A 24272-nucleotide genomic window follows, 5' to 3' on the forward strand; every position below is an offset into this window, starting at 1 on the left:
CTAAGCAAAATCGTTTCTCACTAAAGGTTTCGTTGTGCCACCTTCGCCAAATTCAATCGGCAATACGGTACGTTTTTCTACTGTCTCTCCATTAATGACAGCAATTAATTTTGCCACTGCCACTTCCGCCATTTGCTTTGTAGGTTGGGCAATCGTTGAGACTAAATAAGGATCTCCTTCTGTCATCTTTTGACCATCAAATCCAATAACTTGGACATCCTCTGGTACGTTTTTCCCTATTTTTTCAAGCATACCAATGACAGCTAATGCCATCGGATCGTTGATCGTAAAAATCCCATCGATATCGGGATTCTCTAACAAAAAATTTGTTACACGTTCTGAGAGATGGTCTAAAGGTTCTAACATATCTAACGCTTTATAGGAAATCCCCAGTTGACGGCACTCGATCTCAAAATATTTTCGACGACTCTTCGTTTCATTCGGTGTTTCTTGGTACCCACCGATATATGCTACATTCTGACATCCTCGGCGATAAAGTTCATTTGCAGCCAAACGTCCACCGGCCGCATTGTCAGCGGTCACATAAATCACCTCTTCAGTGAAATAACGGTCAATACTAACAAAAGGCAGATTACTCGAAATGTATTCATCGATATCTGAATAAGTAATTCCAATGATGCCGTCTACTTTATTTTGGCTGACCATCTGGATATATTCTTGTTCTTTTTCACTATTACCACTGGAGTTACACAAATAAAGCTTGTAGTTTTGTCTTTCTAATGCTGTTTCTACATGGTAGGCAAATTCGCCAAAAAATGGATGCCATACAGTGGGTAGAATCAAAGCAACCGTATTCGTATGCTTCATCTTTAACCCCCGGGCATAAAAATCTGGTTGATAGTTTAACTCTGTCATTGCTGCTTCAACTTTTTCTCTAGTAGAAGCTTTAACAGAACCGTTATTCAATACCCGGGAAACAGTTCCTACTCCGACACCTGCTAATTTTGCGACATCTTTCATTGTTGCTTTCATAGTTGATCCCTCACATTTCTGCACAAGTTTAGTATAATGAATTTTGTCATAAATTACTAATTTTTTCAAAATACTAATAGCAAAGTCATGGGAAATCTAGCTATCTGTTCTTTTCTAAAAATATTATCCTTCAAAACCTATTAAATAATTGATACACCGCCTAAGCAATCAAACATTTATTTCACACTCGCTGTTTCAAAAGCTTGAATACGACTTTCTCCAATCGAATGAAACAAGATATCTCGAGCTTTTTCCAGCTCATAGAAAGTAGCCGTCATAACTTCTAAACCATTAATAAAGACTTCAACTGATGAGGTATCTCTAAAAATCTCAAGAACGAGCTGATTATCAATCAAAGGTACTTCAACTTTTCGGACATTCAGAGATTCTTCTTCCGCCCCTGTAAGCTCTCTTCCTAGTTTCTGACGATCCAATTCAAAAACCTGTTTAGCAGTGTCATAAGTTAGTTTGAGACAATCCGTCTTAGACCGCAGTAATTCAATTGTAAAAACTTCTGCTTTCTCCAAATCTGCGACTAGATGTAAATATGAAGAATCCGACAGTGCGTTTCGAAATACGACTGATGTGTCAGTCACTGCGATATTTTCACTGCCTTGTTGATAAACTAAATGACTATATACAGTTGAGATGGGTTTTTGTACCAATCGATTTTTTTTCACTCTTAACTCTCGGGGCAAACTCATAGAGCCTGCCCAAAGATGGCCTAACTCATGTGTAGGCAATGTACGATCCCACATCTGCATCCAAGCAATCATCACCCGTCCACCATTAGGATCTGTTGTTGTTTGTGGTGCATAAAAATCCATTCCAAAATCCATTTCATGGAAATTATCAACTATCATCTGACCTGTTTCCCAGTCTACCTCACCAATACAAGCCATGGTAGAACTGATATTATGATATTCCAGTCCGTTCTTCTTGATTTGTATCGGTGACATGATTAAGACATCTCGTCCGTCTAAATGGAATAAATCAGGACATTCCCACATTATTCCTTGCTCTGAAGTCCCTTCTAGCAACACAGAGTAAAAGTGCCAAGTATACAAATCTGACGATTGAAACATCACTATTCTACCAGTAGACTGTGTAGATTTAGTAGCTACTACCATATAGTAAGCATCGTTGTGAACAATTACTTTAGGATCACGAAATTCTTGTATCAGCCCATTCTCACCTAGCTGTTTTTCTGCTACCACAGGATTACCACTGTATTTGCTAAAATGAATACCATCTTCAGAGACCGCCAAACATTGATGCTGATGGCTAATACCATCAATTTCTTGACAGCCTGTATAAAATAAATATAGTTTTCCGTCTCTTTCAATTGCACTTCCTGAGAAACACCCGCCGCTGTCATAAGGTTGATCTGGGGCTAACGCTACTGGTAGATCTTCCCAATGGACCAAATCACTACTGCGCGCATGCCCCCAATGCATGGGCCCCCATCGACTATCGTAAGGATAGTATTGATAGAAGAGATGGTAATGCCCTTTGTAATATATAAATCCATTGGGGTCATTTATCCACCCGATGGGTGCGGAAAAATGATAGTTTTGTCGATACTGAGGGTTAACTTTTCCTCGCATCATTTCAATAAATCGATTTGCTTTATCCAAAATCGCCGTTTCTTCTACTAACACTTATTGTGCTCCCTTCAAAAAATTATCATAGCCAGTTTGTTTTATTTGAATCCATTCTTCCAAACCTACACGTTCCAATTCAGCAAGGTATTCTTCCCATTCTTCATCGATTTTACCGCCGGTGATCCACTCTGCTCTTTTGCGATAGATGTAATCCCACATATCTGTTTCAATTTTTGCTAATCGATCTGTTTCTTCTTTTTCTAAAAAGACACGTGGATAGATATTGTCTTCTGTAATATATGGCAAATACGTGTCATGCATCAAATCTAAACGCCACTTCGCATCATCTGGCATTGTCGTGACTGTGCCGTAATAAGAATCAAGAACTGCTAATGGTCCTCCAGCTTCGGTTTTTTGTCTTAGTTCCCCCGGTGCTGTCCCCTCTAAAGGCAAATGTTTTAACATACCATCCTTTAATTCAAAAATATTCGCCTGTGCTTCATCACCGTAGGTTCCCCAGTTATTTTGGACAGACTGTAACGGTTCATACATTTTATCTATCCACCTAGCTGTAAGTTCCAAGTTTTTATTCGCACTAGTAATTACGAAACGATCTCTTGAGAAACCCATGCCATTCGTACGAGTAACGTGTTTCGTTCCATCTGGTCCCGCTAAGACTGGCAAGACGTCATAACTATCATCTGCACCCGTGATATTTGCTTTATCCCAAGTAAAATACACGCCATACTTATGTTCTTTCCCTTTGGCAACATACGTATTCCAATCTTGTTCGAAAGCCTCTTTATCAATAAGACCTTTATTATTCATTTCATTGAAATATTTGATGGCTTCTTTATACCCTTCTTTGTTAGCAGTAAATTGTACCTGGCCATCGTTATCAACGACTAAGTGGTCATCATTATCACCTAGACCGAATGCCCCCATTAAAAATTTTAAGTCTTCGTTTCCTCCATTGTTAATAAAGCTAAAAGGAATTTCATCTGCTTCACCATTACCATTTGGATCTTGCGTCTTGAAAGCCTCCAACACAGTCATCAACTGATCAGTGGTTTGCGGCATTTCAAGACCCAAATTATCCAACCACTCCTTGTTGATCCAAGCCATCCCATTTACTGTATGAATCGACTCTTTTCCTTCGCCTAATTCTTCAATCCAAGGCATAGAGTAAATGTGACCATCAGGTGCAGTAGACATTTGTCGGTATTCGGGGTTTTCATCAAAAATTTTCTTCAGATTTGGCATATAATCTTCGATCAAATCTTCAATCGGTACAATAACGCCACTTTCCGCCCAGTTTAATAAATCATAGTCACCTGCAGCGGCGTTGAAGATGGCATCTGGTAAATCCCCACTAGCGATATCCAAATTTCTTTTTTCGGCAAAATCACTACTGTAGTTTGTCCAATCAATATGGAGATTGGTCTCTTCTTCTAACCGTTGGAAAATCAATTTGTCATTAGGATCATTGGGAGCCAAAGGGGCACTTTGAGACATCATTTTTAAAGATACTTTTTCTTTCAATGGAAAAGAGACATTTTCTAGTTCATAATCAGGGCTTGATGTACTCTTTTCTTTTGAGCCTCCACAAGCCCCCAAAATTAGTACGGAAGTAAAAACGATTGGCAGCATCCATTTTGCTTTCATCTTAAAATCTCCTTTATAATTTTTATTCATACAAATAGTGAACAATACTTATCCTTTAACAGAACCAACTAAAACACCTTTATCAAAATATTTTTGGAAGAAAGGATACATTATGATTAATGGCAGACTAGAAATGACGATCGTTGCGTATTTGATCAACTCAGCAATTTGTTTCATTTCTGCCATGGCTGTATTGGCTCCCACCATGTCTTGTGAGGGTTGGTTTTGGATCAAAATATTTCTTAATACGAGTTGCAACGGCTGTAAGTCGGGATCTTTGATATAGATCATGGCATCAAAATATGAGTTCCATTGCCCAACAAAGGCATATAAAAACAATACGAACATAATTGGTTTAGCTAATGGAAGCATGACTTTGAACAGTATTTGCAAGTCATTGGCGCCATCGATAGTAGCAGCTTCAGAAAGTTCTTTTGGCAAAGCACTAAAATAGGTACGCGCTAAGATAATATTCCACACATTTATAGCACCTGGTATGATAATCGCCCATACACTATCTAACATGCCCAAGTTCTTTACCAATAAATAGGTAGGTATCAAGCCGCCACCAACGAACATTGTAATGACAAAAAAAGTCATAATAATCTTTTTCCCAGCCAAGTTAGGTCGAGATAAAGGATACGCAGTGATCATCGTAATAAATACAGTCAATAAGCTGAAGCTAAAAGAGTAAAACAACGAATTTACAAAACCGCGTAAAATGGAATCATCTGCAAATACCCGTTGATATCCTTGTATTGTCCAATCTTTCGGATTGAAGCTTATACCTTTATTGATCAAAGTAGCTGGGTCCATAAAAGAAGCTACCAGTACATAAATCAGCGGAACAATGGTGATGACGACTAAAAAAGTTACAATCACTCGATTCAACCATAAGATTTGACGGTCGATTTTTGATAAAGCACTATTCATAATTTTCTCCTTTCATTACAAGCCTTGACCATCGTTTAGCCGCTTGGTTATATTGTTGACAATCAGTAATAAAACGACATTAATAATCATATTGAACAGACCAACAGCAGCAGAGTAGGCATAATCACCTGATTGCAAGCCGACTTTGTATACATAAGTGGAAATGATTTCTGAGGCAGGGATGTTCATTGAAGTTTGCATCAAGTAGGCTTTTTCATATCCTACATTCATAATACCGCCGGCGGCCAAGATGAAGCTGATCACCATTACAGGCCTCAATGCCGGCAAATCGATATGCCAAATCTTTTGTAAAATATTTGCCCCATCGATATTTGCTGCCTCATATAAATCGGTACTGACTCCCGCCAGCGTCGCGGTGTAAAGAATGGATGACCAGCCGATTCCTTGCCAAATTCCCGATAAAATATAAATCGTTCTGAAATAAGCTGGATTAGACATGAACATAATTGGTTGCCCCGTAACCTTTTCTACTAACCCATTAATAGGTCCATTTGCGGATAGGAACAAAAACAGCATCCCCACGATAATAACTACTGAGATAAAATTCGGCGCATATAGAATCAACTGGATTTTCTGTTTTATTTTTTTATTGATAATTTGATTCAAGCTCAGTGCTAAAATAATTGGTGGAAAAAAACCTAACAATAAACCATAAATGCTAATTTTTAATGTGTTGCTCAGCAAAAGCGTAAAATTTGGTGAACTGATAAATTCCCTAAAGTGATCTAGTCCTACCCAAGGACTTTCCAAAATTCCTAGCATAGGATTATAGTCTTTAAATGCAATCACAGCACCGTACATTGGCACATACTTAAAGATAAACGTCATGATGATACCTGGTAAGAGCAACAAGTACATCCACTTATCACGCCGCAACTGTTTCTTTAATTTTTTCCACTTCGAGATATTTTTTTTATCCCGTTGTACCGTCCTTATCTCACCACCTGGTCCCAATGTCTTTTCCAATTCAATCTCCTCCCAATACATTTTAGAAACGTTTCCATTTTTGTTTAAAAAAATAAAAATTTAACGAAGATGCTTTTTTGGAAACGTTCCCACTATTTTCGTTTATAGATTACCATAGCCATTTTTTTAAGTCAATATTTTTTTGTAATTATTCTTTCACTCACACTAAGCTTCCTTCAATTCATTTATGGTTTACGAAAATTGTTAAAAATTAAGGATCTCGATTATTTCATTAATCCTATTTTTTCTCTACTTTTCTAGCATTCTTCTTTTATGAGTTTACTTATCACAACTTGCATTCCCTAATCTATTTTCTAACAATCATTCACTGTTTAACCGTTCCAATCGGAAGATTATCTAGTTAATTATTTAAAAATAGCTCGGATTCACATTTATTTTTTGCTTTTTAACTAACTAAAAGCGAAAAGATAAGAGTTAAATTTGTAAATGTATATAAGGTTAAGAGCTGTTAGATGAGCTTTTTAGGGGAATCTCGGAAAACTAAAGATATTCAAAAAAATTGTGAGTTTACTCCAAATCAATACAAAGCTTTTCTTTCAAGTAATCAAGTTTTCTATAGAGACGCTTGCGCTTTCCTCCTATAGCAGTCCCATACTTAGTCAATCTCAACATTCAGCTACGAAATGCTTTTGCATATGAATGATCTGTGATCAGCTACTGATCAAATCTACAATAATCATTGTATTCTCGATGTAAGAGCGTTTAGATCACTACGCAAAAAGCTAGTCAGGGACTGTTCCTAACTAGCTGTGATTACTTTTTCATCTTCCTGTACGTGCCTTTACCTAAGCTAACCGTTAAAGCTAGTTTTATCTTATAGAACTTAGTAAAAAAGAGTTTCTCTTGACTACTATCTCTCTTACTTTTAACTAACTTTAAGCTTCCCTGCAATCAGCCCCACTAGAAGCAATAAACTGCCGGAAAGAACAAACACCCACCGTACATCAAAAACATCTGCTACCTGTCCCATCAACAAGGTGAATAAAGCAAAAACACCGGAATTTAAGATGCCTGAGGCAGCGTAGATGGCAACCAATCGATCGGCTGCTACTTTTTGTTGGATTAATGAGGCTTGTGGAATATTTTTGATCTGGGAAAAGAGCCCGATTAAAACGGATAGTCCTAGAATCAAAAAGCGGTCGCTTGATAGGGCAACGGCAACGGTGATCAGTCCGCCCAAGACAGCGCCCATTACAATCGCTGTTCGTTTGTTTTTATCAAACCGCTCGGAAAATCGCATCACCAGCGCACTTCCTAGCAACGCACCAACAAAATAAGTGGCGTTGATATAGCCCCACCAAGCATCAGGTGCCTGCATCACTTCTCGGACGAATACTAACACAATCGCGGACACCCAGGCTGTATTGGCGATACTTTCCAGCATGTCCATACCAACGATCACCCGAACCAGAGGATCTTTCATAATCCAGCGCCAGCCAATAAACAACTGGTGTCCTAATGGCTGCTTTTCGTTTTTTTCTCGAGTCGTTCTAGGCAAAAACGCTAATACTATCGAGGAACTTAGAAACAGAAAGCTGTCTAATAAAACCAACTGATGAACAGAAAATACTAGCAGCAAGGAGGTTCCGATCGCCCAGCTGCCGATGTTGACTGTTTGAAGCATCGAATTGAATATTCCATTGGCTTTGACGAGGCGATGCTTTTCCACATATTTCGGGATCAAGGCACGACTAATTGGTTCTGAACAGCCGTCCAAAAACGAAATCAATGCGACAAGGCAATATAAAACCAATAGATTCATCGTTTCAGCTTTCAGATAGAGATACGCGGTCATAAAAAAGAGTAAGGCTGTTTTGCACATCTGGCTGACCTTCAGCACTTGTTCTAAGCGAAAATAACTCGTGATGACCGGTGAGAGAAAGCCGGAAATGACACCACCTCCTGTTACTAGCACTGGGACAAGCGCCGCTGCCAAAGCAGAGTCCGTCCAGCTAAAAATAGAACTGATAATTGCCACAATATAAATGGTATCCCCGACATTCGCCACTGTTTGGCCAATGATCAATTGAGTAAATCCCTGATTCTTCTTCATTTGTTTTCCACCTTTACTTAGAAATAACGATTGCTCGTTTTTCTAGTTATTGATCGCCATTTGCTAAGTAAAGGATTTTATTTTGTATGATTCATTTGTGGGCCTCCTCTATCTGGTGTTGCCTAGCTGTCTAATAGTTCTACTATACCAGATTGACGGGTAAAATTATCTTATGTACACTATAATCACATTGCTCAAGGAGGTGCCTATGAATAATTTAGGAACCACGTATCGTAAAATCAGAAAAAGCCGTGGCATCACGCAAGCGCAAGTTTGTAAAGACCTGCTTTCAAGAACCACCTTATCTAAATTTGAGAATGAAAAATTAACGCCCTCCGTTACCCTTTTTATCGCACTTTTAGCGCGAATCGATTGCGGTTTTGAGGAATTTTTTTACATCGCCCAAGGATACCGTTTAAATGAAAAACAACAAATCTTGCATCAATTTTTCTCTTTGTTTTCCAACCAGGATCTAAAAGCATTGCTTGCTTTGAAAGAACAATGTTTACTTTTCCAAAGAACATCCGTCAGTAAAACCATTGACTTATTGTTGTATGTAATCGACTCTCTCACAGCGCTCTCAACGAATGCAGAAAAAGAAATTCCTTGCCTGCCCAAAGTTCTTTTGACGGTTCCCTGGGATGCACTTCAAGCTTATTCCGACTGGACCCTTGATGATATTAAGCTGATCAATTGTCTTTTATACCTCTTTCCAGTTGAAATCGCCCACGCCATCGCCCGCCAATTGATCCAACAACTAAAAAAATACGAAGCACTAGAAAACACTATGTCTTTACAGTGTGCGATTCATTTGAATGTCGCCTTGCTTTATCTGCAAGAGCAGCAACACCAAGAGGCGAAAGAAGCCGCGGATCAAGCCCTGCTATTGGCAAAAAAGAGCAAGCGCTATGATTACTACTCGTTAGCCACTGCTCGAAAAAGTTTTGCGATCGGAGATACGGATTTGTTTGAGCAAGCAAGACAGATGGCATCGTTATTTGAAGATAAATGGACTTGTGAGTTGATTGAGAAGGAGGGACGACAGTTTTTGGGTTGATAGCAGGTTTATTGGAGGATTGCATTGTTTATAATGAGGGAATTGGTGATGAAAGTTTGTTTTGAGCTGAGAAAGTGACTAGCCCCTCCATCTTTTTTGGAGGGTGATGTTGTGATGATTCAGTCGATCGTTAATTGAATGCTGTTGATGCTCCATTATTTTAGATTTAGATAAGATCACACGGTTGTTACTAGCGGTCAACAAGTAGCTTTAAATTCCATTATTTTAGATTTGAACTAGGATCTCCCATAAGTTGTTTTGGTATGTCTTCGATTTACATTCCACTCTTTTAGATTTGAACCGCTTTTCTATAAATATCAAAAGCTTGATCTCTTTTATTTACATTCCACTATTTTAGATTTGAACCCCGCATCTACTACACATTGAAATAATAGGCTTTATAGTCCTCTTTCTGTCGATGTCAAAAATTAGGAGTGATTCATCCCCTTAGATAACATTATATATCAAAAGAAGCTTATATTCTAAGTACTTTTCGTCATCTGTCGTAACTAGGGGAAATTTGAGTTATTCGACATCGACAGACGAATCATTTAAAGCATTCTGTCATCAATTTTGGACTAACAATACCACCACACTTGTTTTCGGATCTTTTCCGATTTGTATTAAAAGAAAGATTCGGTCCAAATTTTCTCAGGTCTTCTGTCGAACGGACTTTTTGTGTTGGATCATTTTCTACGCAAAAACAAAAAAGAAGCGAACTAAAAAATCATTTTACAATTTTTTGGTTCGCTTCTTTTAATAGATTCTCGAAATGAATGATGAAAAAGCCGCCACTACATCTTTTTTAATTTGTATCTATGCTTTAATGTAGCCCTACTTCCAGCACCATAACAATAGACTAAAGCCGAACTTTTTCTATTTGTACTCTGGCAAATAACCTGCATGGGCTTCAATTAATTCATCCACTAGGCAAGTAATTGCTTCTAGCGAGAGTTCTGAAGAGAGATGCGGATCTAGGTAAGCTGCTTGATAGATTTTCGACCGGTTCAATGTCAATGCAGCTTCGACTGTTAATTCTTGTACGTTGATGTTTGTTCGATTTAACGCTGCTAACTGGGTAGGCAGTTGACCTACATAGGTTGGTTGAATGCCGTTCTTGTCCACTAAACAGGGGACTTCAACACAGCAGTCTTCAGGAAGATTGGTTATGAGGCCTTTATTCAAAACATTCCCTGCTATAACAGAAGGAGTACCAGTTACAATTGAATCCATAATGTATGACGCATATTCATTACTGCGAGTATGGGTTAATTCCCCATTCATAACAATACTTTCCCTCATCTGATTCCAGTCACTAATTTGATTTTCACAGCGGCGCAAATACTCATCTAGCGGAATATCGAAACTATCGATTAATTCTGGGTACAAATTTTTAATAAAGTAAGGATGATATTCTGCATTGTGTTCACTGGATTCTGTGATGTAATAGCCAAAACGTTTCATCAGTTCAAAACGCACCGAATCTTGATGAGGATGTGGTTTGGCTGCTGCTAGTTCTCTGATTTTTGGATAAAAATCTTTCCCGTCTTTTGTCAATTCCAGTAAAAAAGCCATATGGTTGATCCCGGCGATCTTCCACTGAAATTCATCAGCATTATATTGTTCTGAAATCCCAAGTTGCTTAAACAACTCTGACACACAAACTTGCACACTATGACAGAGTCCAACAGTTTTAATTTTCGTTCCTTTCAAAATCCCCATCGTCAACATCGCCATTGGATTGGTGTAATTTAATAACCAAGCTTGAGGGCAGACTTCCTCCATTTCTCTTGCAAACTCTAGCATCACTGGCAATGTCCGTAGGGTGCGGAAAATCCCACCGATCCCCATGGTATCACCAATGGTTTGTCTTAGACCGTATTTTTTGGGAATCTCAAAATCAATCACTGTAGATGGCTGGTAGCCGCCTACTTGGATTGCATTGATGACAAAATCTGCGTCGGTTAAAGCTTCTTTGCGATTCTGATAGGTTCGGATTTTTGCCCGATCATGATTGGCATTTTTATTGATCGTTCTCAACATTAGCTCCGATTCTCTAAGCCGCTGTTCATTGATATCGTATAATGCAATATCAGCCTCAGATAAACTTGGGGTCAGCATCGCATCCCCCAACACATTTTTTGCAAATATCGTACTTCCTGCACCAATAAATGTAATTTTAACCATGTACTTGCTCCTCTCAATCTCTTCCATATTTTCTCGAAAAATCAATCTTCTATTTTCCTATTGGCAACATTTACTCCATCGATTGTTTGTCTATTTTTATCTGTAGCAAGACATAATTTTTCAACACTAGATACATTGATACACTTCCAGAAAAGAACAACAGAAACATCGGAAAAAGAAACCCTATACACGCTATGAGAATAAGCAAAGCCAAGACCTTAGCTGTTTGAACTGGAAATGCCAGTGCAAAGCATCCTGCTGAAAAAAAGGTCTGATACATCGATCTTCCCCAATAAACACTGATAGGAAACACATAGACAAGCATGGATAAAGTACCAATAATCGCTAATAGTATGGGAATGCGTAAACCGATAAACAGCGGCTCTTCGGAGGTTAAAACTATGTGAAAATTGATCCCTAAGCTGCCGAGAATCAACCAACAGATGCATCCTAATTTATTACTACGAAAAAATACTTTTTTATAGCAAATAAAGAAGTCCTGCGCTGTCCATTCGGTTTCACCATCAACGATGAAGCTCTTTAACAGAATGAAGCTAGTCATCGTAGCTGGAAAAAATCCAAAGAGACCAACCCCTAAAAGGGTAAACCCTAACCAGAGAATGTTGAGGTACGCAAATTTCATTACCCACTCTAGATACTGTGCCAGTTGATTGATTTTCACTTATTAATCATCCTTTTTTATCTATCCCTTGATCCCTGTCAATGTGATTCCTTCGATAATATAGCGTTGGGCAAACAAATAGACCAGAATAATTGGAATTACCGAAATCGTGGCACCTGCCATCATGTAAGACCAATTTGTCACATAGAGTCCTTTAAAGTTATTTAGCAACAAAGGAACCGTGAATTTTTCAGGCGTTGAAAGATAAATCAATGCATCCATGAAGTTATTGTACGTGCCCATAAAGATAAAGATCGTCATGGCTGCAAGCGCCGGTTTGATCAATGGTAATATGACACTCCAATAAATACGCGGGATGCTCGCACCATCCATCACTGCCGCCTCTTCTAATTCTTTGGGGATTCCTCGAATAAATTGTCTCAATAAAAAAACTGCAAAGGCGTTAAATAAAGCACCAGGAATGATCAACGGCAAATGCGTGTTTAACCAGCCGAGCTTGTCCATAATCAAATACAATGGAATCATGGTGACTTGCTTAGGAATCATCATTGTCGCTAAAAATAGCAGAAACAGAGCCTCGGAACCTTTGAATTTCAATTTTGCAAAAGCATAAGCAGCCATCGATCCAGTGAAAAGCTGACTAACAACGACGATGATCGTAATGTAGAAGCTGTTCCAATAGGCGCGACCAAAAGGCATCGCTTGCAATGAATCGAGGTAATTTTGCCAGACAATCGGATTCGGGAACCAAACAGGTGGTATTGCAAAAATCTGTGTCATATTTTTTAAGGAACTGCCGATCGTCCAGAGAAAAGGAAAGACCATCAAAAAAGAACCGATTGCTAGTAATCCGTGTAAGCACAATTTGCCTACGCTAATTTTCTTATTCTTCATAATGAACCCACCTTTTTTGCGCATAAAATTGAATCAATGTAAGAACCAAAATCGCTACAAACAGGATAACCGCGCCTGCTGCACTTGACCCAAAGCGAAAATCAATAAAGGCCTGCTGATAAATGTGATAAACAAGTGTATAACTGGCTTTCCCCGGACCACCTCGAGTAAGAACAAACGCTTGGTCAAACACTTGAAACGAACTAATGATCGCCATAATGGATAGAAAGAATGTCGTTGGTGAAAGCATCGGTAAGGTGATTTTAAAAAATTGCTGCAACTTACTGGCACCATCCATTTCCGCGGCTTCATAATAGGATTTGGAGATATTTTGAATACCTGCTAAAAAAATTACCATGTTGTACCCTAGTTGCCACCAGATGCTTAACATAGCGATAGATAGCATCACGATCCGAGTGTCCGTCAGCCAATTAGGTCCTTGGATACCGATCATCCCCAATACCTGATTCAATATCCCAATATCACCATTTAAAATCCACATCCACATGACGGACACAGAGACTGAGCTTGTCACAACCGGCATGAAAAAGAACAATCGATACACATTTTTTCCAGTACGTTTATTCAAAACGACCGCTAATACCAGCGCCAAACTCAGACCGATCGGAACAGTGAATAAGGTATAGAGCAATGTATTGTATGTTGCTGTCCAAAAATCAGGATTGGCAAATTGATTGATATAATTCTGAATCCCTACAAACGTCCGAGCACCAAATCCATCCCATGACATGAAGCTCAAGCCAATTGCTATTGCCACTGGAATCAGAGAAAAAATGATGAGCCCTACTAATTGTGGCGTTAGAAATAACCAGGCCCATTTTGTTGTGCTTTTCCTCATCCTACCACCTCCTCATCTAATAAGTATTGCTACGGTTGATTGGCTTCGATCAATTCATTGGCTGTTTTTTCCAAGCGTACTACAGCTTCATCAAGCTCTAACTGCCCTAAGAAGAGTAGATCCAGAATACTTTCTAATTGATCACTTAGTCCTGGAACCAATGCCTGTTTGTCTTCTACTTTACCGATATCTCTTGCATCGATTAAATAGTTGGCATGCTCAGGTATCGTGGCATTTTCAATGATGTCATCTGCTGCCGTCACAGAAGGAACAGCATTCCCCTCATCTTCTAACCGATCCCGTTGTCCTTGCTCCGAAGTATAGTAGGATAGAAAGCGCAACGCTTCTTCTTTATTTTTTGAATGATCACCTACTGCTAAATACGCGGTTGCAATAAAGCTAGGCTCGATTTGTTCACCTGTATTAGTAGGATATGGAATGTAATCAAACTCTAATGCCTCATTTTCGCTGAACATTGGTGTAAACCACCGCCCCGCTGACACAAAGGCTGTTTGGTTGGACATAAACATGGCATCCCCACCTTGCCCCTCTGGCAAAGCCCCGGCATAGGTGAAATTCCCGTCAATTACATTTTTCGTCAAATAAGCAAAGGTTTCTATTCCTCGTTCATTTTCAGGTAAAATAAACGAACCATCGTCCCCATACATTTCTCCACCATTTGACCACAACCAACTGAAGTAGTGATGTGCACCATTTTCTAGGACATGACCATATTTTCCATTAGCAGTGACCGTCTCATTTATCTTTTGGAAATTATCCCAAGTCCAATTTCCAGATTCATATAATTTTTGCGGTTCGTTAGGATCAAGTCCTGCTTCTTCTAGCACTTTTTTGTTGTAATACAACAACATTGGATTGGAATCGACAGAAACACCGTAGATTTGCTCCCCTCTTCGAGCAGGTCCCCAGATTCCTGAGGCAAAGTCATCAACTTTGACATAGCTATCCTCTGATTCCAAGAAATCTGTTAATTCAATCAATCGTCCAGTCGCAATCAGTTGCGCCATTTGTACCTCCCCTACATAAAATAAGTCAGGAGCTTGACTTCCTTGCAACTGCGTGAGTAATTGCTGCGCATACGTATCCCCAGGAGCAGGAATAAGTTCGATGGATACGTTTTCATTTTGTTTCATATAGGCATCAATCGCTCGCTGATATACTTCTTGTTCTGCGGGATTTCCCCAGGCTGTCATGGTTAGCGAAACTTTTCCTTCATTGCTGCCAGACTCACTATGATTTGATTCATTGGAACAAGCCGATAGAAACAGGATACTAACAAAACAAACTATCCCTAGCAAACACAATCTTTTTCTCACATAAATTCCTCCTTATAATTGTTTGGTTGAAAATCAACTAAAGCCTAAGCCTTTCTCGCAAACTTTGTCTGGAAATCAAGTGGTAACGTTTATAAAATTCCTCCTTTCTCTTTCACTTACTATGATCGATCAAAGTTTTATCATTGGTGCTGTTAGGAAAGTCTTAGGTGTGTGATGAAACTCTTCTCCAGTTCGTGACTATGAGCATATTCTATTGAACTTTACCTTAATCATGAAGTTCCTTGGTAAGTTTAAAAATTAGTGTTGTATATGGACTTGCATTATCTGATTGATTTGACAACTCATGATAAAAAAGTAACTGGCAACAGCTGATTCCCATGGAAATAGATTGAACGAATGTATTTCCCAGCACATAGTCTCATTTCCATTTTTCAACCTATAACAGTTTTAATTAAAACCGTATCTATTTTGTATACAACTCATCTTATCACAACAAAATAGATATTTAAACAGTAAAATCTATTTTATATACAAAACATACCTATTTTGTATTCTGTGATACGCTTTTATAAAACAGGTATGAGAGGTGCAGAACTTATGTCCCAACAAGAGAACTTATACGAACCCTCAAGAATAGGGGAAAATGTGGTTAATCTCAGAGAAAGTAAAAATTATTCTCAAGCGCATCTAGCAAAGCTAATGAACCTTAATAAAAATGTTCTCGGCAGAATTGAACGAGGCGAGCGACCGTTAAGAGATACCGAGATTTTAAAACTAGCAGAAATATTTCATGTGTCTACAGATTTAATTCTTGATAATCAAACCGAAGCTATCCCTGATTTACAAAAGAATTTCTTAGACTATCGAAATAGCAGTCAAAAAGATATTTCTAAACAAATGGTAAAGTTTCTTGATTTTCTAAAAAAAGAACCTAACTTAACCTTCTCAGGAAAGGTGCTTTCTAGTGAAGAGCGAAAGAACATCACTACGGCGTTTGAAGTGACAAGTCGTTTGATTAGTGAACAGTTATCTCGAAAATAGAATAGTGGTATGGTTGCGTATTTCTAGTTGAAAAGCTGCGAGAGAAGCAAGATATCAATACATAAAAAAGAAGTACTCAAAATAAATCATTTTTGAGTACTTCTTTTTATATGTTTAGATTTCTATTACTCTTTGCTAGTTTTACTGGATTTATAAGCGAATAAATTCGCAACGCATCCGGCAATTGACGTTTCGAAAAATGTGAAGCTTTACGAGCTTTCTTAATACCTGGTTCAAACAACGGTTGTTTGAATGAACATCAAAAAGCTTTAAAAACAGTGCTTTTCGGAACTTTCAAAGTCTAATATTTCAACTAGTTTGAATCCCTTTCATGTGAATAGTGTAAACTTTAACATAAAAATATAATTCTGAGCTAGAAATTACCAAAAATTCACACCGTCATTCGACTTTGTTATATAAATATCTCTTGTTAAAAATTTATCATTTTTAATCATATTTTAAATCTATATCCATACCTAAAAGTTTAGTTTCACTAGATTCATCCGTTAACTCAAGAATAGTATTATCAGCTATCAACTGTGAGACAACTTCATATTCTTCTTCTTTAATAACCTCTTTTAAACTTGTAATCATATCTTGATTAAGTGATACTATATATTGAAACTCACTATTATCTGAATAACCAATTTCATTTTCCAATACTTCTAATAAAGCTAGTCTTTGACGAGGGTCCATATTAGCTAATAATCTACTATCATGAAAAATCATTCTTATTTCTGTATTACGTAGTAATAATAGAGTTAAATCAAAACAGAAAATCGTAACCTCATTAATACCATCAGACGAATCTCCTACAATCTTGGCTTCAATATTAAATCTTTTTTGATTATCACCATTGTTTAGCTTTATCTCTATACCACTTGGCTTGTCATTATAAAATTGTTTAGCCAATCCTCTGAAAGTCCCTCTAATATTATCAATAAGGTTTTGATTATCATGAATATATTTTAAAGTATCTGTATTCTCTTTTTCAAAAATTTCTTTAGTTTTGGAAAGCTCCAATTCAATTTCTGATAACATTTCACGATATTCTGACAATTTTTGATACTGTCTTTCTAGTTCTCCCTTACGTTGGATAACAGCGTTATACTCATCTAATGCACCATGAGTATCTAAAGTTTTCAATATTTCATCATACTGATGACCTTTTGACGTTATCTCTTTAGTTAAAATTTCTATCTTTTCAGAGGTTTCCTTTTGTTGTTGTAACAATCTATTTTTACGAACAGATATAAGTTGATCATGAAACGTAGTCACTTCTTCCAATCGCTTTAGCACATTACTTGGAAATAAAACATTAGCTTCTTCATACATCTTACTAACTTCATTTAAAGTTAAATTAGGTGATAACTTAAGTCCTTTTTTTATTGAATTTAATCTCTTTTGAAGTAAAACTCTTTTATTCTCTAGTTCTCTTCTCTTAGTTTGAAGCTGCGTAGCTTCTTCTTCTAAATCATTGTAATTTTCAGCAATTCTATATTCTTTAATCGTTTGTTCATATTCAGCAATTTTGTCTTTGATCTCTAATATTTGCAAATCAGTATCATCATTGTTTTGAAAATATTGTTTGACTATGGAGTCCTGCTCCAAAGTCGCTTGCGTCTTTCTCAGAGCTTCTTCTTTTTTTCTATTATCTTTTTTAGCTTCTATCAATCCTACATCTAATCCTAATAAATAACTGTTATTTATTAAAGAGCTATATTCCGATTCGTTTTTTACATAACTTTTGTATGAAGTGTACGATGCTCTATTTCTTCTAATAAATCTTGAAATTAATGTTCTAAAAGTAATTTCACTAATAGCTGTCTCCGATGAAAAATCAAAAATTAGTTCCATGACTTTCAATTTAAATTTATTCAATCCATATATTTCACCATCTAAATAAATATCATTTTGATTTTTACAGCTCCTAATAACAGTATGCTGACTACCCTTAGCTTCAAATTGTAAAATAAACTCCCATTCATTCAGATTCTCTTCAAAAGAAGTAATCTTATTACTCCCTAAGCAAAAATGAATTAATTCGATAATTAAGGACTTGCCAACCCCATTGTAAGTGGATTTTTTATCAAAAACTTCGTTATCAAATTTTTTCCCAACTATATAGTTAATACCTTTTTTAAATTTAATATCATGAAATGAATACTTATTAGCAGACAACCATACTAAGTGCATAAATTCAGCTTACCTCCTTCCTTTAAATCTAATGCTCCCATTAAAAATAAAAAATCTATACTTAAAATAAACTTATCAAATGTTAAATCTACAATTAAATTTTTTGTTTTATTTTTTTTTTCAAGCTTTACCCAAAGTTCATCGACAGTTAAGTGAGTATCTGAGCTTCTAAATGATGAAAGAATTAGACCACCTAACCCATATAATGTTTCAGATAAATAAATATGTTTCTCTGGTAAAATCAATCCTTTCACCCCCCTATATTTTTTATGTAAAATTCATTTAGGTTCCTCAAATATATCGCAAGTCTCAAAAAAGTATGCAAATAGCGACTCTACAGCTACCATGTTTCCAAAAGTTTTATCTTCTGAAGGAAGGCATTCCTCTAACATATACATATACCTTAAATCAGGATAATTATCACTATCATCTAAAATTATTTTTTTGGACTCAGAATATAATTCTGAAAATCTTTTTTGGAGCTCAGATCGAATAAGATTTCCTTGGTTCATAAAGAAAATTTCTATGTCTCCATAATTTTCGCTATATCTTCTTATTCTATCAGCGACTGCTGAACTAATTATTTTACCATCGTTATTGCCAAAGTTAAATAGTATTTTGTCATTGAAATCTGGAACAGCTAACTTATCTTTTCCACTACTGACAGGAAGCTTCAAAATGAAATCTATCACTTCTGTTAAAGCTGCATAATCAAGATCAATTCCGTCAATGCTTTCTGGTAAATAGCCAATTATTGAAAACACTGTATCTAAATCCAATTCTAAAATCAAATTCTCAAGATCTCTTGGCCCCATTAAATTTGTTTTGATATCATTATCTTGACCTATTTCTTTTAGAATATCTTTCAATCCTTGAAGCTCTTTGTGTATCTTTGCGCCTACACCTTTATATTTATCATTTACTACAAAATAAAATTCTTTGACACCATCCCACTGTTTAATTAAACCTGTAAAATCAGTTTCTATTTTTTTTCTAGCATCAGATATACTCTTTTCTATATTCTCTGGTCCATAAACCTGAAAATAAATGCCTTCTTCTCCGATATAACCATCATTTTTCATGTCTCCATGAGAACCTTGCGGCTTTACAGAATGAAAATTTGGATACGTTTTGCTCATTATCTTTACAAATAAATCTTCAAAGGCTTGGGCATCAGATGAGTAAATTAAGTTCTGAAACCGTAATCTACAAATATATTTTGTTTGTCTATCCATAAATATTCACCATTCACTTTATATTATCTGATTTGATTTTATCATAGAATATGCCTTTAGATAGCATTATTTTAAACCTAATAATCAAAAAAGCTCACGAAAATCGTAAGCTAGTTTTTCAGACTATAATTCCACTATACTCCTCTATTTTACCCTTGAATACATTTTTGCTGTATTAACAGATGTAGATGCTATCGCAGACATTCGTGCAGATGAAGCAATATCTTATTGTAGATATTTTATTTCTTCTTGAATTGATAATTGATCTTCATAAAATTGCTGTTGTTCTAGAAGGTTGTATACCTCTTTTAGAGTCTTGCCACTGCCTTCATCAATTAGTCTCCAAAGACGATAAACATCAGAATAGTTATAAAATTTTTCTGGAAAACCATTTTTCCATTGATATACTCTGAATTATTTACCTCTTGATTAAAAATTTGATTCGCTTTTTGTAACTCTATCGTGGCTATTCTTACCCAATAATTCTTTTTTTTCATATAATAAAATCACAATAATTATTAATCTACTGTTCAAAAAAAGATGATCCCGTTAAAATCATGGATATATTTAAAACAAATATGAAATGGAAAATGACAAAAGACTTGCTTCTAGCACCGGCCAAAGCAATGGAAAAAAGTCTATGAAATCAAAGAAGTAGTAATAATAAACTATTCTTCAATTCTATTATTTTAAAATACAATAAATGGATCAAGAGGTAATTCATATGAAAGTAATCCTACCAGCTGAACAAATAAAGGAAATTCAACTGTTGCTAACTGAACTTATAAAACAAGAGCTAAACAACCAATTACACAATGGCGGATTATAAGGGCCTTACTTAAATAAAGAACAAGCTTGTGATTAAAATTAGCAAAACTGCTATATTCGATAGACACGAAATCCATAAATGGATTAAAGGATTAGAGAAGCATGCCTGGTTATTTTATAATTAGTATATGATAACATTCTAGCTCAGAAGCAAAGGAGAGCTTTATCATGACAATAACTAAAACAAAAATGAAATATACAGACTTAGAGTGTATCTTTCCGAAGAAGCCTGAGCTTCTTTTGGGGTTGTTTCAAAGACTTTAGAAAAACGTTTTAAAATAAGTGGAGATGAAAAAAATTCGAGCTTGAGACACGTAATAAAATAGACAAAATCTTAAATGGTGGTTATCTATCTGTTCATGAGGTGGATACAGATATTCTTTTCTCTGACTTTTACAAAAATGTTTGGTGGGAAGCTTATAAAGCTGGTCAAACTACTTCGACTGATAAGCCTCCTTCTGATGTAACTATTGAAAATAAGGAAATGAAAAAACCGTCTTCTCAGTCCCAAATGAATTGATTACTCTGCTTCACTCTTAGAAATTGCAACAGCCAAAAGAACTAGCACATGTTAATATCATTCAAACGAACAAACAATATGTATTTACCTATATTGATACCAAAAAAAATGTTAAAAGTCGTTTACATGCTGACTATTTAAACAGTATAATGAAGGCTGTTAGAAATAGACATCCAGAGCTGAAACATGCGACTCCACACAAATTGAGACACACTGTAGCGACACTAGCACGTCAATCAGGTGTGTCACTTGAAAAGATGTCAGAAGCTCTGACACATAGCGTTACAAGCACTACTAAAACCTATGTAAACGTCTCTAATGTCGTTCCAATAACTGTTGGCGAAATCGCCTATCGAAATAAAAAAAACGATTTGTGTGGAAATGGAGTGAATTATAGGGTCAACTTTTCTCGTAATCAACAAAAAAACGCCAGATGGTGGTAACCAAAAGGCGTTTGTAATGTTGATATAAAGCGAATATTAACGTTTTGAAAACTGTTAAGCTTTACGAGCTTTCTTAAGACCTGGTTCGATTATTGGAATTTGAATGAGTTTCAAAACCCTTTAGCATCAATGGATACAGCGTGATTCATATTTGAAAATTTCAGTGGGTTTCAAGAAATTTGAAATCAATGGTGTCAACTTTTTAAACAAAAATATGCGAGCCGAAACAGATACTATAAATATTTTCTAAATATCAGAAATTATATTCCATAAAATAATTTATTTTCTCTTCAAATTGATTGCTACCAGAGCCATGTTTGAAACCAAAACTTTCTAAAAGCGAATTGTACATTAAGCTCTGAAACTGAATTATGGTTTGTTTTTGTGCAACTGGTAAATTTAAGAATAATTCGTTTAACTCAGAAATACTGTGACTCTCTAAAAATCCCATCCACATCCTTAGAATTCCTACAGTTAAATCTGATAATTGAACAAATATTGAATTGTCTGATTTAACAAATTCGTATGAAACTTTTTTTCCAAACACTTCAATTGTGTTTTTATCCAAAATTTTTTGTATTTCTAATTCCTCATCGAACACATGAATAGAATTATAAAAAATAAGGATTGAATTTCTATAGATATCTGCGTAATTTTCAATCAAAACCCTGTCAGTATTACCTTCTAAAAATATCAGAATATCCTTTCTATGACTTTTCATACTTTGCCTCAAATATTCAATATCAAAATTATTTCCATCGGGGTTTATTCTCTCAAACCAATTCAATATTTCATCAATAAATTGGTTATGATCTTTTATATTAGGATAGTCAAAGTAAATCATCAAATGAATAAACCAATCTTTATCTTTAGTAATACAGTCATATAAAGTACTTTTTAGCCCTCTATTAAACTCGAAACCTCCAAAAGAAGATTCTTCAAGTGAATCTACAATATCAACTATACTATAATAAAAATTATCTCTATAGGAATAATGAATCCAGCATTTATTATCATACAGCCACTCAATAAAATCTCTAACACGTTTTTTAGAAATCAATTCCAAAAATACTTTAGCTTTCTGCTGAATATGCTTAAATTTTATTTCCATGGAATTCTGCTGAACTTTCAACTTTTCTACGAGATTCTTTAAACTATCCTCACTTGGATACTTTCCTTTCTCAAATGCAAGTCCTCCTAATATGAAATATGCTTTCTCATTAAAATTAAAACCATCATCTGTTAAACGAAAAACACGTGAGTTATTAGTCTCATCATAGTAAAGTTCATATTCTTTGTCCATTTTTGGAACGTTATGAAGTTCTGAAATAGTCTTAACAACTTTTGTATAGTCCATTAAATACTTTACTTCTTTCTATAGTCTAGTTTGAGCAGCTTTTTCTATAAAATCTTTTAAATAGTTGTTTATTTTTAAATCAAACTAGCAGAATTTATGATAGTCATCTCTGCTATTTTTTTTATTAATGGAACTTCTTTTTTCAATATCACCTCATGATTATAAGGATGATATGTCAAATCTTTTTTTCCACTTTTACTATGAACTAAAGAATTTCTAGTAAAGTATATTCGTTTTGCAATAGGTCCAAATCCGTTCTCATTTTCAAAAGTTACTACAGGACCATCAGAAAATGTTACTTTACTGCATGAATAGTAATTAACATCGTCCACACTTAATTTATTCTTTAAATCTGAAATATCTATAAATTCTTTTAATACATATTTCAAAGATTCTAATTCATTTCCCTGACCATCTTCACCAAATTGACGTAGCCTGTTCTGTGCGAATTTAGCAAGTTTAAGTAATTCTTCATCACTCTTGTAGGAAAAATCAGGATGTGTTATTTTCTCTCTCATGTCTTTTACAAGATATCGAAAATAAGTTTCATCATAAAAATACTCTAGAACATGGTAAAAAGAAATATATTGAATATATGGATCTATTGATGACATAGCTTTTTTATAATAATTAATAATATCCCCATTGTATGTTTTCAGTGGGGCAACTTCTAATTGTTGTATTGTCCTATCAATTTTTGTCCTAGAATAAAAGAGAACTAAGTCAAATTCTACACAGTCATTCAATGCTTTATCTGTTGAATACATCGTATTGAAGATATAACCATTTTTTAAATTAACAAAAGACTCAAAAGATTTATTTTTATCAGAAGCAATTTTGAGCGAAACAAATCTCCCTCTTAAAGATTTAAAAAGAAAATCAATTATTGATAAATTTTCAAATTCTTCACTATTTCTTTCGCTATAAGAAGAATGTATGCTCATATATCTTAAACTATTGAAAAAACGAGAATCCATTTTTTTTTTGCTTTTTTTTAAAAAGATTTTCTCAATAGTTCTTTTTATCAGATATACTAGTAATTCGGGAGAAATGGTAGATATCTCGTATAAAATCCCATTTTGGTCATCATTCAATTTTAGACATTCATCATCTTGATCATTTCTGAAATTGAATAATAAAGAATTACGTGAATCATTCTCTAGGATCACTTCCATATATTTACTATTATACATAGTCGCCTGATCAAAAGAAAAATTTTCTAATTTATCATATATTTCTCTCATATTTTTTTCAGAGAACCAATTCTTAGCATCAGAAAATCTTGGTATTGTAAAATATGTCTCATTTCCTTTTTCCACTATATCAAATCTAAAGAACTCACAAAAATAATCTCTAAATTCTATATAATTCATCAGTTTCCCTCCTTAAATTTCCTCAGAAAAAAATATCTTGGTAATTCCTTTAAATGAATTTTTCCATTTTATAATTACACAAACC

At 35.5% G+C, this 24272-nt stretch carries 18 protein-coding genes and 1 pseudogene; 3 read left to right on the forward strand and 16 right to left on the reverse strand.

The genetic code is table 11. From position 1 onward, the window contains the following. The 6 genes from A5883_RS13035 to A5883_RS13060 all read right to left on the reverse strand — a co-directional run bounded on the left by A5883_RS13035 (position 1) and on the right by A5883_RS13060 (position 8256). Complete coding sequence (locus A5883_RS13035; RefSeq protein ID WP_002323463.1) at positions 1-993, reverse strand: LacI family DNA-binding transcriptional regulator; 993 nt, start codon at positions 991-993, stop codon at positions 1-3. Between the two features lie 176 nt (positions 994-1169). Next, on the reverse strand, positions 1170-2654 hold the full coding sequence (locus A5883_RS13040; protein ID WP_086338807.1) for a glycoside hydrolase family 32 protein: 1485 nt from the start codon (positions 2652-2654) through the stop codon (positions 1170-1172). Then, the gene (locus A5883_RS13045; RefSeq protein WP_002323465.1) at positions 2655-4262 is read right to left on the reverse strand and encodes an ABC transporter substrate-binding protein; all 1608 of its coding nucleotides are present in this window, start codon (positions 4260-4262) and stop codon (positions 2655-2657) included. A gap of 48 nt (positions 4263-4310) precedes the next feature. Then, positions 4311-5195 carry a carbohydrate ABC transporter permease gene (locus tag A5883_RS13050; RefSeq protein WP_010748894.1) on the reverse strand — a complete coding sequence of 295 codons (885 nt, stop codon included), beginning with the start codon at positions 5193-5195 and terminating at the stop codon, positions 4311-4313. A gap of 15 nt (positions 5196-5210) precedes the next feature. Then, on the reverse strand, positions 5211-6203 hold the full coding sequence (locus A5883_RS13055) for an ABC transporter permease (protein WP_086338808.1): 993 nt from the start codon (positions 6201-6203) through the stop codon (positions 5211-5213). An 865-nt stretch (positions 6204-7068) separates the two neighbouring features. Continuing rightward, entirely contained in the window at positions 7069-8256 is a 1188-nt protein-coding gene (locus A5883_RS13060) for an MFS transporter (protein WP_086338809.1), read from the reverse strand. 208 nt (positions 8257-8464) lie between these two features. Between A5883_RS13060 and A5883_RS13065 the strand changes: the two genes are divergently transcribed. Next, positions 8465-9313, forward strand: coding sequence for a helix-turn-helix transcriptional regulator (locus A5883_RS13065; RefSeq protein WP_254907867.1), 849 nt, complete (start codon positions 8465-8467; stop codon positions 9311-9313). An 876-nt stretch (positions 9314-10189) separates the two neighbouring features. Here the strand turns inward: A5883_RS13065 and A5883_RS13070 are convergent. From A5883_RS13070 to A5883_RS13090, 5 genes are all read right to left on the reverse strand, one after another. Further along, positions 10190-11500, reverse strand: coding sequence for an alpha-glucosidase/alpha-galactosidase (locus A5883_RS13070; RefSeq protein WP_086338811.1), 1311 nt, complete (start codon positions 11498-11500; stop codon positions 10190-10192). A gap of 70 nt (positions 11501-11570) precedes the next feature. Beyond that, positions 11571-12182: a YesL family protein gene (locus tag A5883_RS13075; protein ID WP_086338812.1), complete on the reverse strand. Its 612-nt coding sequence runs from the start codon at positions 12180-12182 to the stop codon at positions 11571-11573. 21 nt (positions 12183-12203) lie between these two features. Further along, positions 12204-13037 carry a carbohydrate ABC transporter permease gene (locus tag A5883_RS13080; protein WP_005233037.1) on the reverse strand — a complete coding sequence of 278 codons (834 nt, stop codon included), beginning with the start codon at positions 13035-13037 and terminating at the stop codon, positions 12204-12206. Further along, a complete protein-coding gene (locus A5883_RS13085; RefSeq protein ID WP_005233036.1) occupies positions 13027-13896 on the reverse strand; it encodes a carbohydrate ABC transporter permease in 870 nt (289 codons plus the stop codon). Before A5883_RS13085 ends, A5883_RS13080 begins: the two co-directional genes overlap by 11 nt. A gap of 29 nt (positions 13897-13925) precedes the next feature. Beyond that, positions 13926-15233: an ABC transporter substrate-binding protein gene (locus A5883_RS13090; protein ID WP_086338813.1), complete on the reverse strand. Its 1308-nt coding sequence runs from the start codon at positions 15231-15233 to the stop codon at positions 13926-13928. Positions 15234-15791: 558 nt separating this feature from the next. On the opposite strand from A5883_RS13090, the gene A5883_RS13095 reads away from it, so the two are divergent. Beyond that, a complete protein-coding gene (locus tag A5883_RS13095; protein ID WP_254907868.1) occupies positions 15792-16235 on the forward strand; it encodes a helix-turn-helix domain-containing protein in 444 nt (147 codons plus the stop codon). Between the two features lie 447 nt (positions 16236-16682). On the opposite strand, the gene A5883_RS13100 is transcribed toward A5883_RS13095, so the two are convergent. From A5883_RS13100 to A5883_RS13110, 3 genes are read right to left on the reverse strand one after another with little or no spacing between them, the layout of a single operon-like run. Beyond that, positions 16683-18431 (reverse strand): DUF2326 domain-containing protein, encoded by a 1749-nt coding sequence (locus A5883_RS13100; RefSeq protein WP_086338815.1) that lies wholly within the window; start codon positions 18429-18431, stop codon positions 16683-16685. Next, complete coding sequence (locus A5883_RS13105) at positions 18422-18676, reverse strand: ABC-three component system middle component 6 (RefSeq protein ID WP_086338816.1); 255 nt, start codon at positions 18674-18676, stop codon at positions 18422-18424. Before A5883_RS13105 ends, A5883_RS13100 begins: the two co-directional genes overlap by 10 nt. A gap of 33 nt (positions 18677-18709) precedes the next feature. Then, complete coding sequence (locus A5883_RS13110; RefSeq protein WP_086338817.1) at positions 18710-19666, reverse strand: ABC-three component system protein; 957 nt, start codon at positions 19664-19666, stop codon at positions 18710-18712. A 996-nt stretch (positions 19667-20662) separates the two neighbouring features. Here A5883_RS13110 and A5883_RS19555 point away from each other — a divergent pair. Beyond that, positions 20663-21382: pseudogene (locus A5883_RS19555) on the forward strand (tyrosine-type recombinase/integrase); the annotation flags it as partial. Between the two features lie 328 nt (positions 21383-21710). On the opposite strand, the gene A5883_RS13125 reads toward A5883_RS19555, so the two are convergent. After that, positions 21711-22814, reverse strand: coding sequence for a DUF3800 domain-containing protein (locus tag A5883_RS13125; protein WP_086338818.1), 1104 nt, complete (start codon positions 22812-22814; stop codon positions 21711-21713). 74 nt (positions 22815-22888) lie between these two features. Then, positions 22889-24187, reverse strand: a complete 1299-nt coding sequence (locus A5883_RS13130) for a hypothetical protein (protein ID WP_086338819.1) — start codon at positions 24185-24187, stop codon at positions 22889-22891. Positions 24188-24272: the final 85 nt, after the last annotated feature.

It is taken from the genome of Enterococcus sp. 5B3_DIV0040, assembly GCF_002140755.1.
Lineage (GTDB): Bacteria > Bacillota > Bacilli > Lactobacillales > Enterococcaceae > Enterococcus_D > Enterococcus_D casseliflavus.

Bases quoted from the DNA above. Each gene is read 5' to 3' on its own strand.
- A5883_RS13035 (WP_002323463.1), bottom strand. From the start codon at position 993: ATGAAAGCAACAATGAAAGATGTCGCAAAATTAGCAGGTGTCGGAGTA.
- A5883_RS13045 (WP_002323465.1), bottom strand. From the start codon at position 4,262: ATGAAAGCAAAATGGATGCTGCCAATCGTTTTTACTTCCGTACTAATT.
- A5883_RS13050 (WP_010748894.1), bottom strand. From the start codon at position 5,195: ATGAATAGTGCTTTATCAAAAATCGACCGTCAAATCTTATGGTTGAAT.
- A5883_RS13055 (WP_086338808.1), bottom strand. From the start codon at position 6,203: ATGTATTGGGAGGAGATTGAATTGGAAAAGACATTGGGACCAGGTGGT.
- A5883_RS13060 (WP_086338809.1), bottom strand. From the start codon at position 8,256: ATGAAGAAGAATCAGGGATTTACTCAATTGATCATTGGCCAAACAGTG.
- A5883_RS13065 (WP_254907867.1), top strand. From the start codon at position 8,465: ATGAATAATTTAGGAACCACGTATCGTAAAATCAGAAAAAGCCGTGGC.
- A5883_RS13070 (WP_086338811.1), bottom strand. From the start codon at position 11,500: ATGGTTAAAATTACATTTATTGGTGCAGGAAGTACGATATTTGCAAAA.
- A5883_RS13080 (WP_005233037.1), bottom strand. From the start codon at position 13,037: ATGAAGAATAAGAAAATTAGCGTAGGCAAATTGTGCTTACACGGATTA.
- A5883_RS13085 (WP_005233036.1), bottom strand. From the start codon at position 13,896: ATGAGGAAAAGCACAACAAAATGGGCCTGGTTATTTCTAACGCCACAA.
- A5883_RS13095 (WP_254907868.1), top strand. From the start codon at position 15,792: ATGTCCCAACAAGAGAACTTATACGAACCCTCAAGAATAGGGGAAAAT.
- A5883_RS13100 (WP_086338815.1), bottom strand. From the start codon at position 18,431: ATGCACTTAGTATGGTTGTCTGCTAATAAGTATTCATTTCATGATATT.
- A5883_RS13110 (WP_086338817.1), bottom strand. From the start codon at position 19,666: ATGGATAGACAAACAAAATATATTTGTAGATTACGGTTTCAGAACTTA.
- A5883_RS13125 (WP_086338818.1), bottom strand. From the start codon at position 22,814: ATGGACTATACAAAAGTTGTTAAGACTATTTCAGAACTTCATAACGTT.
- A5883_RS13130 (WP_086338819.1), bottom strand. From the start codon at position 24,187: ATGAATTATATAGAATTTAGAGATTATTTTTGTGAGTTCTTTAGATTT.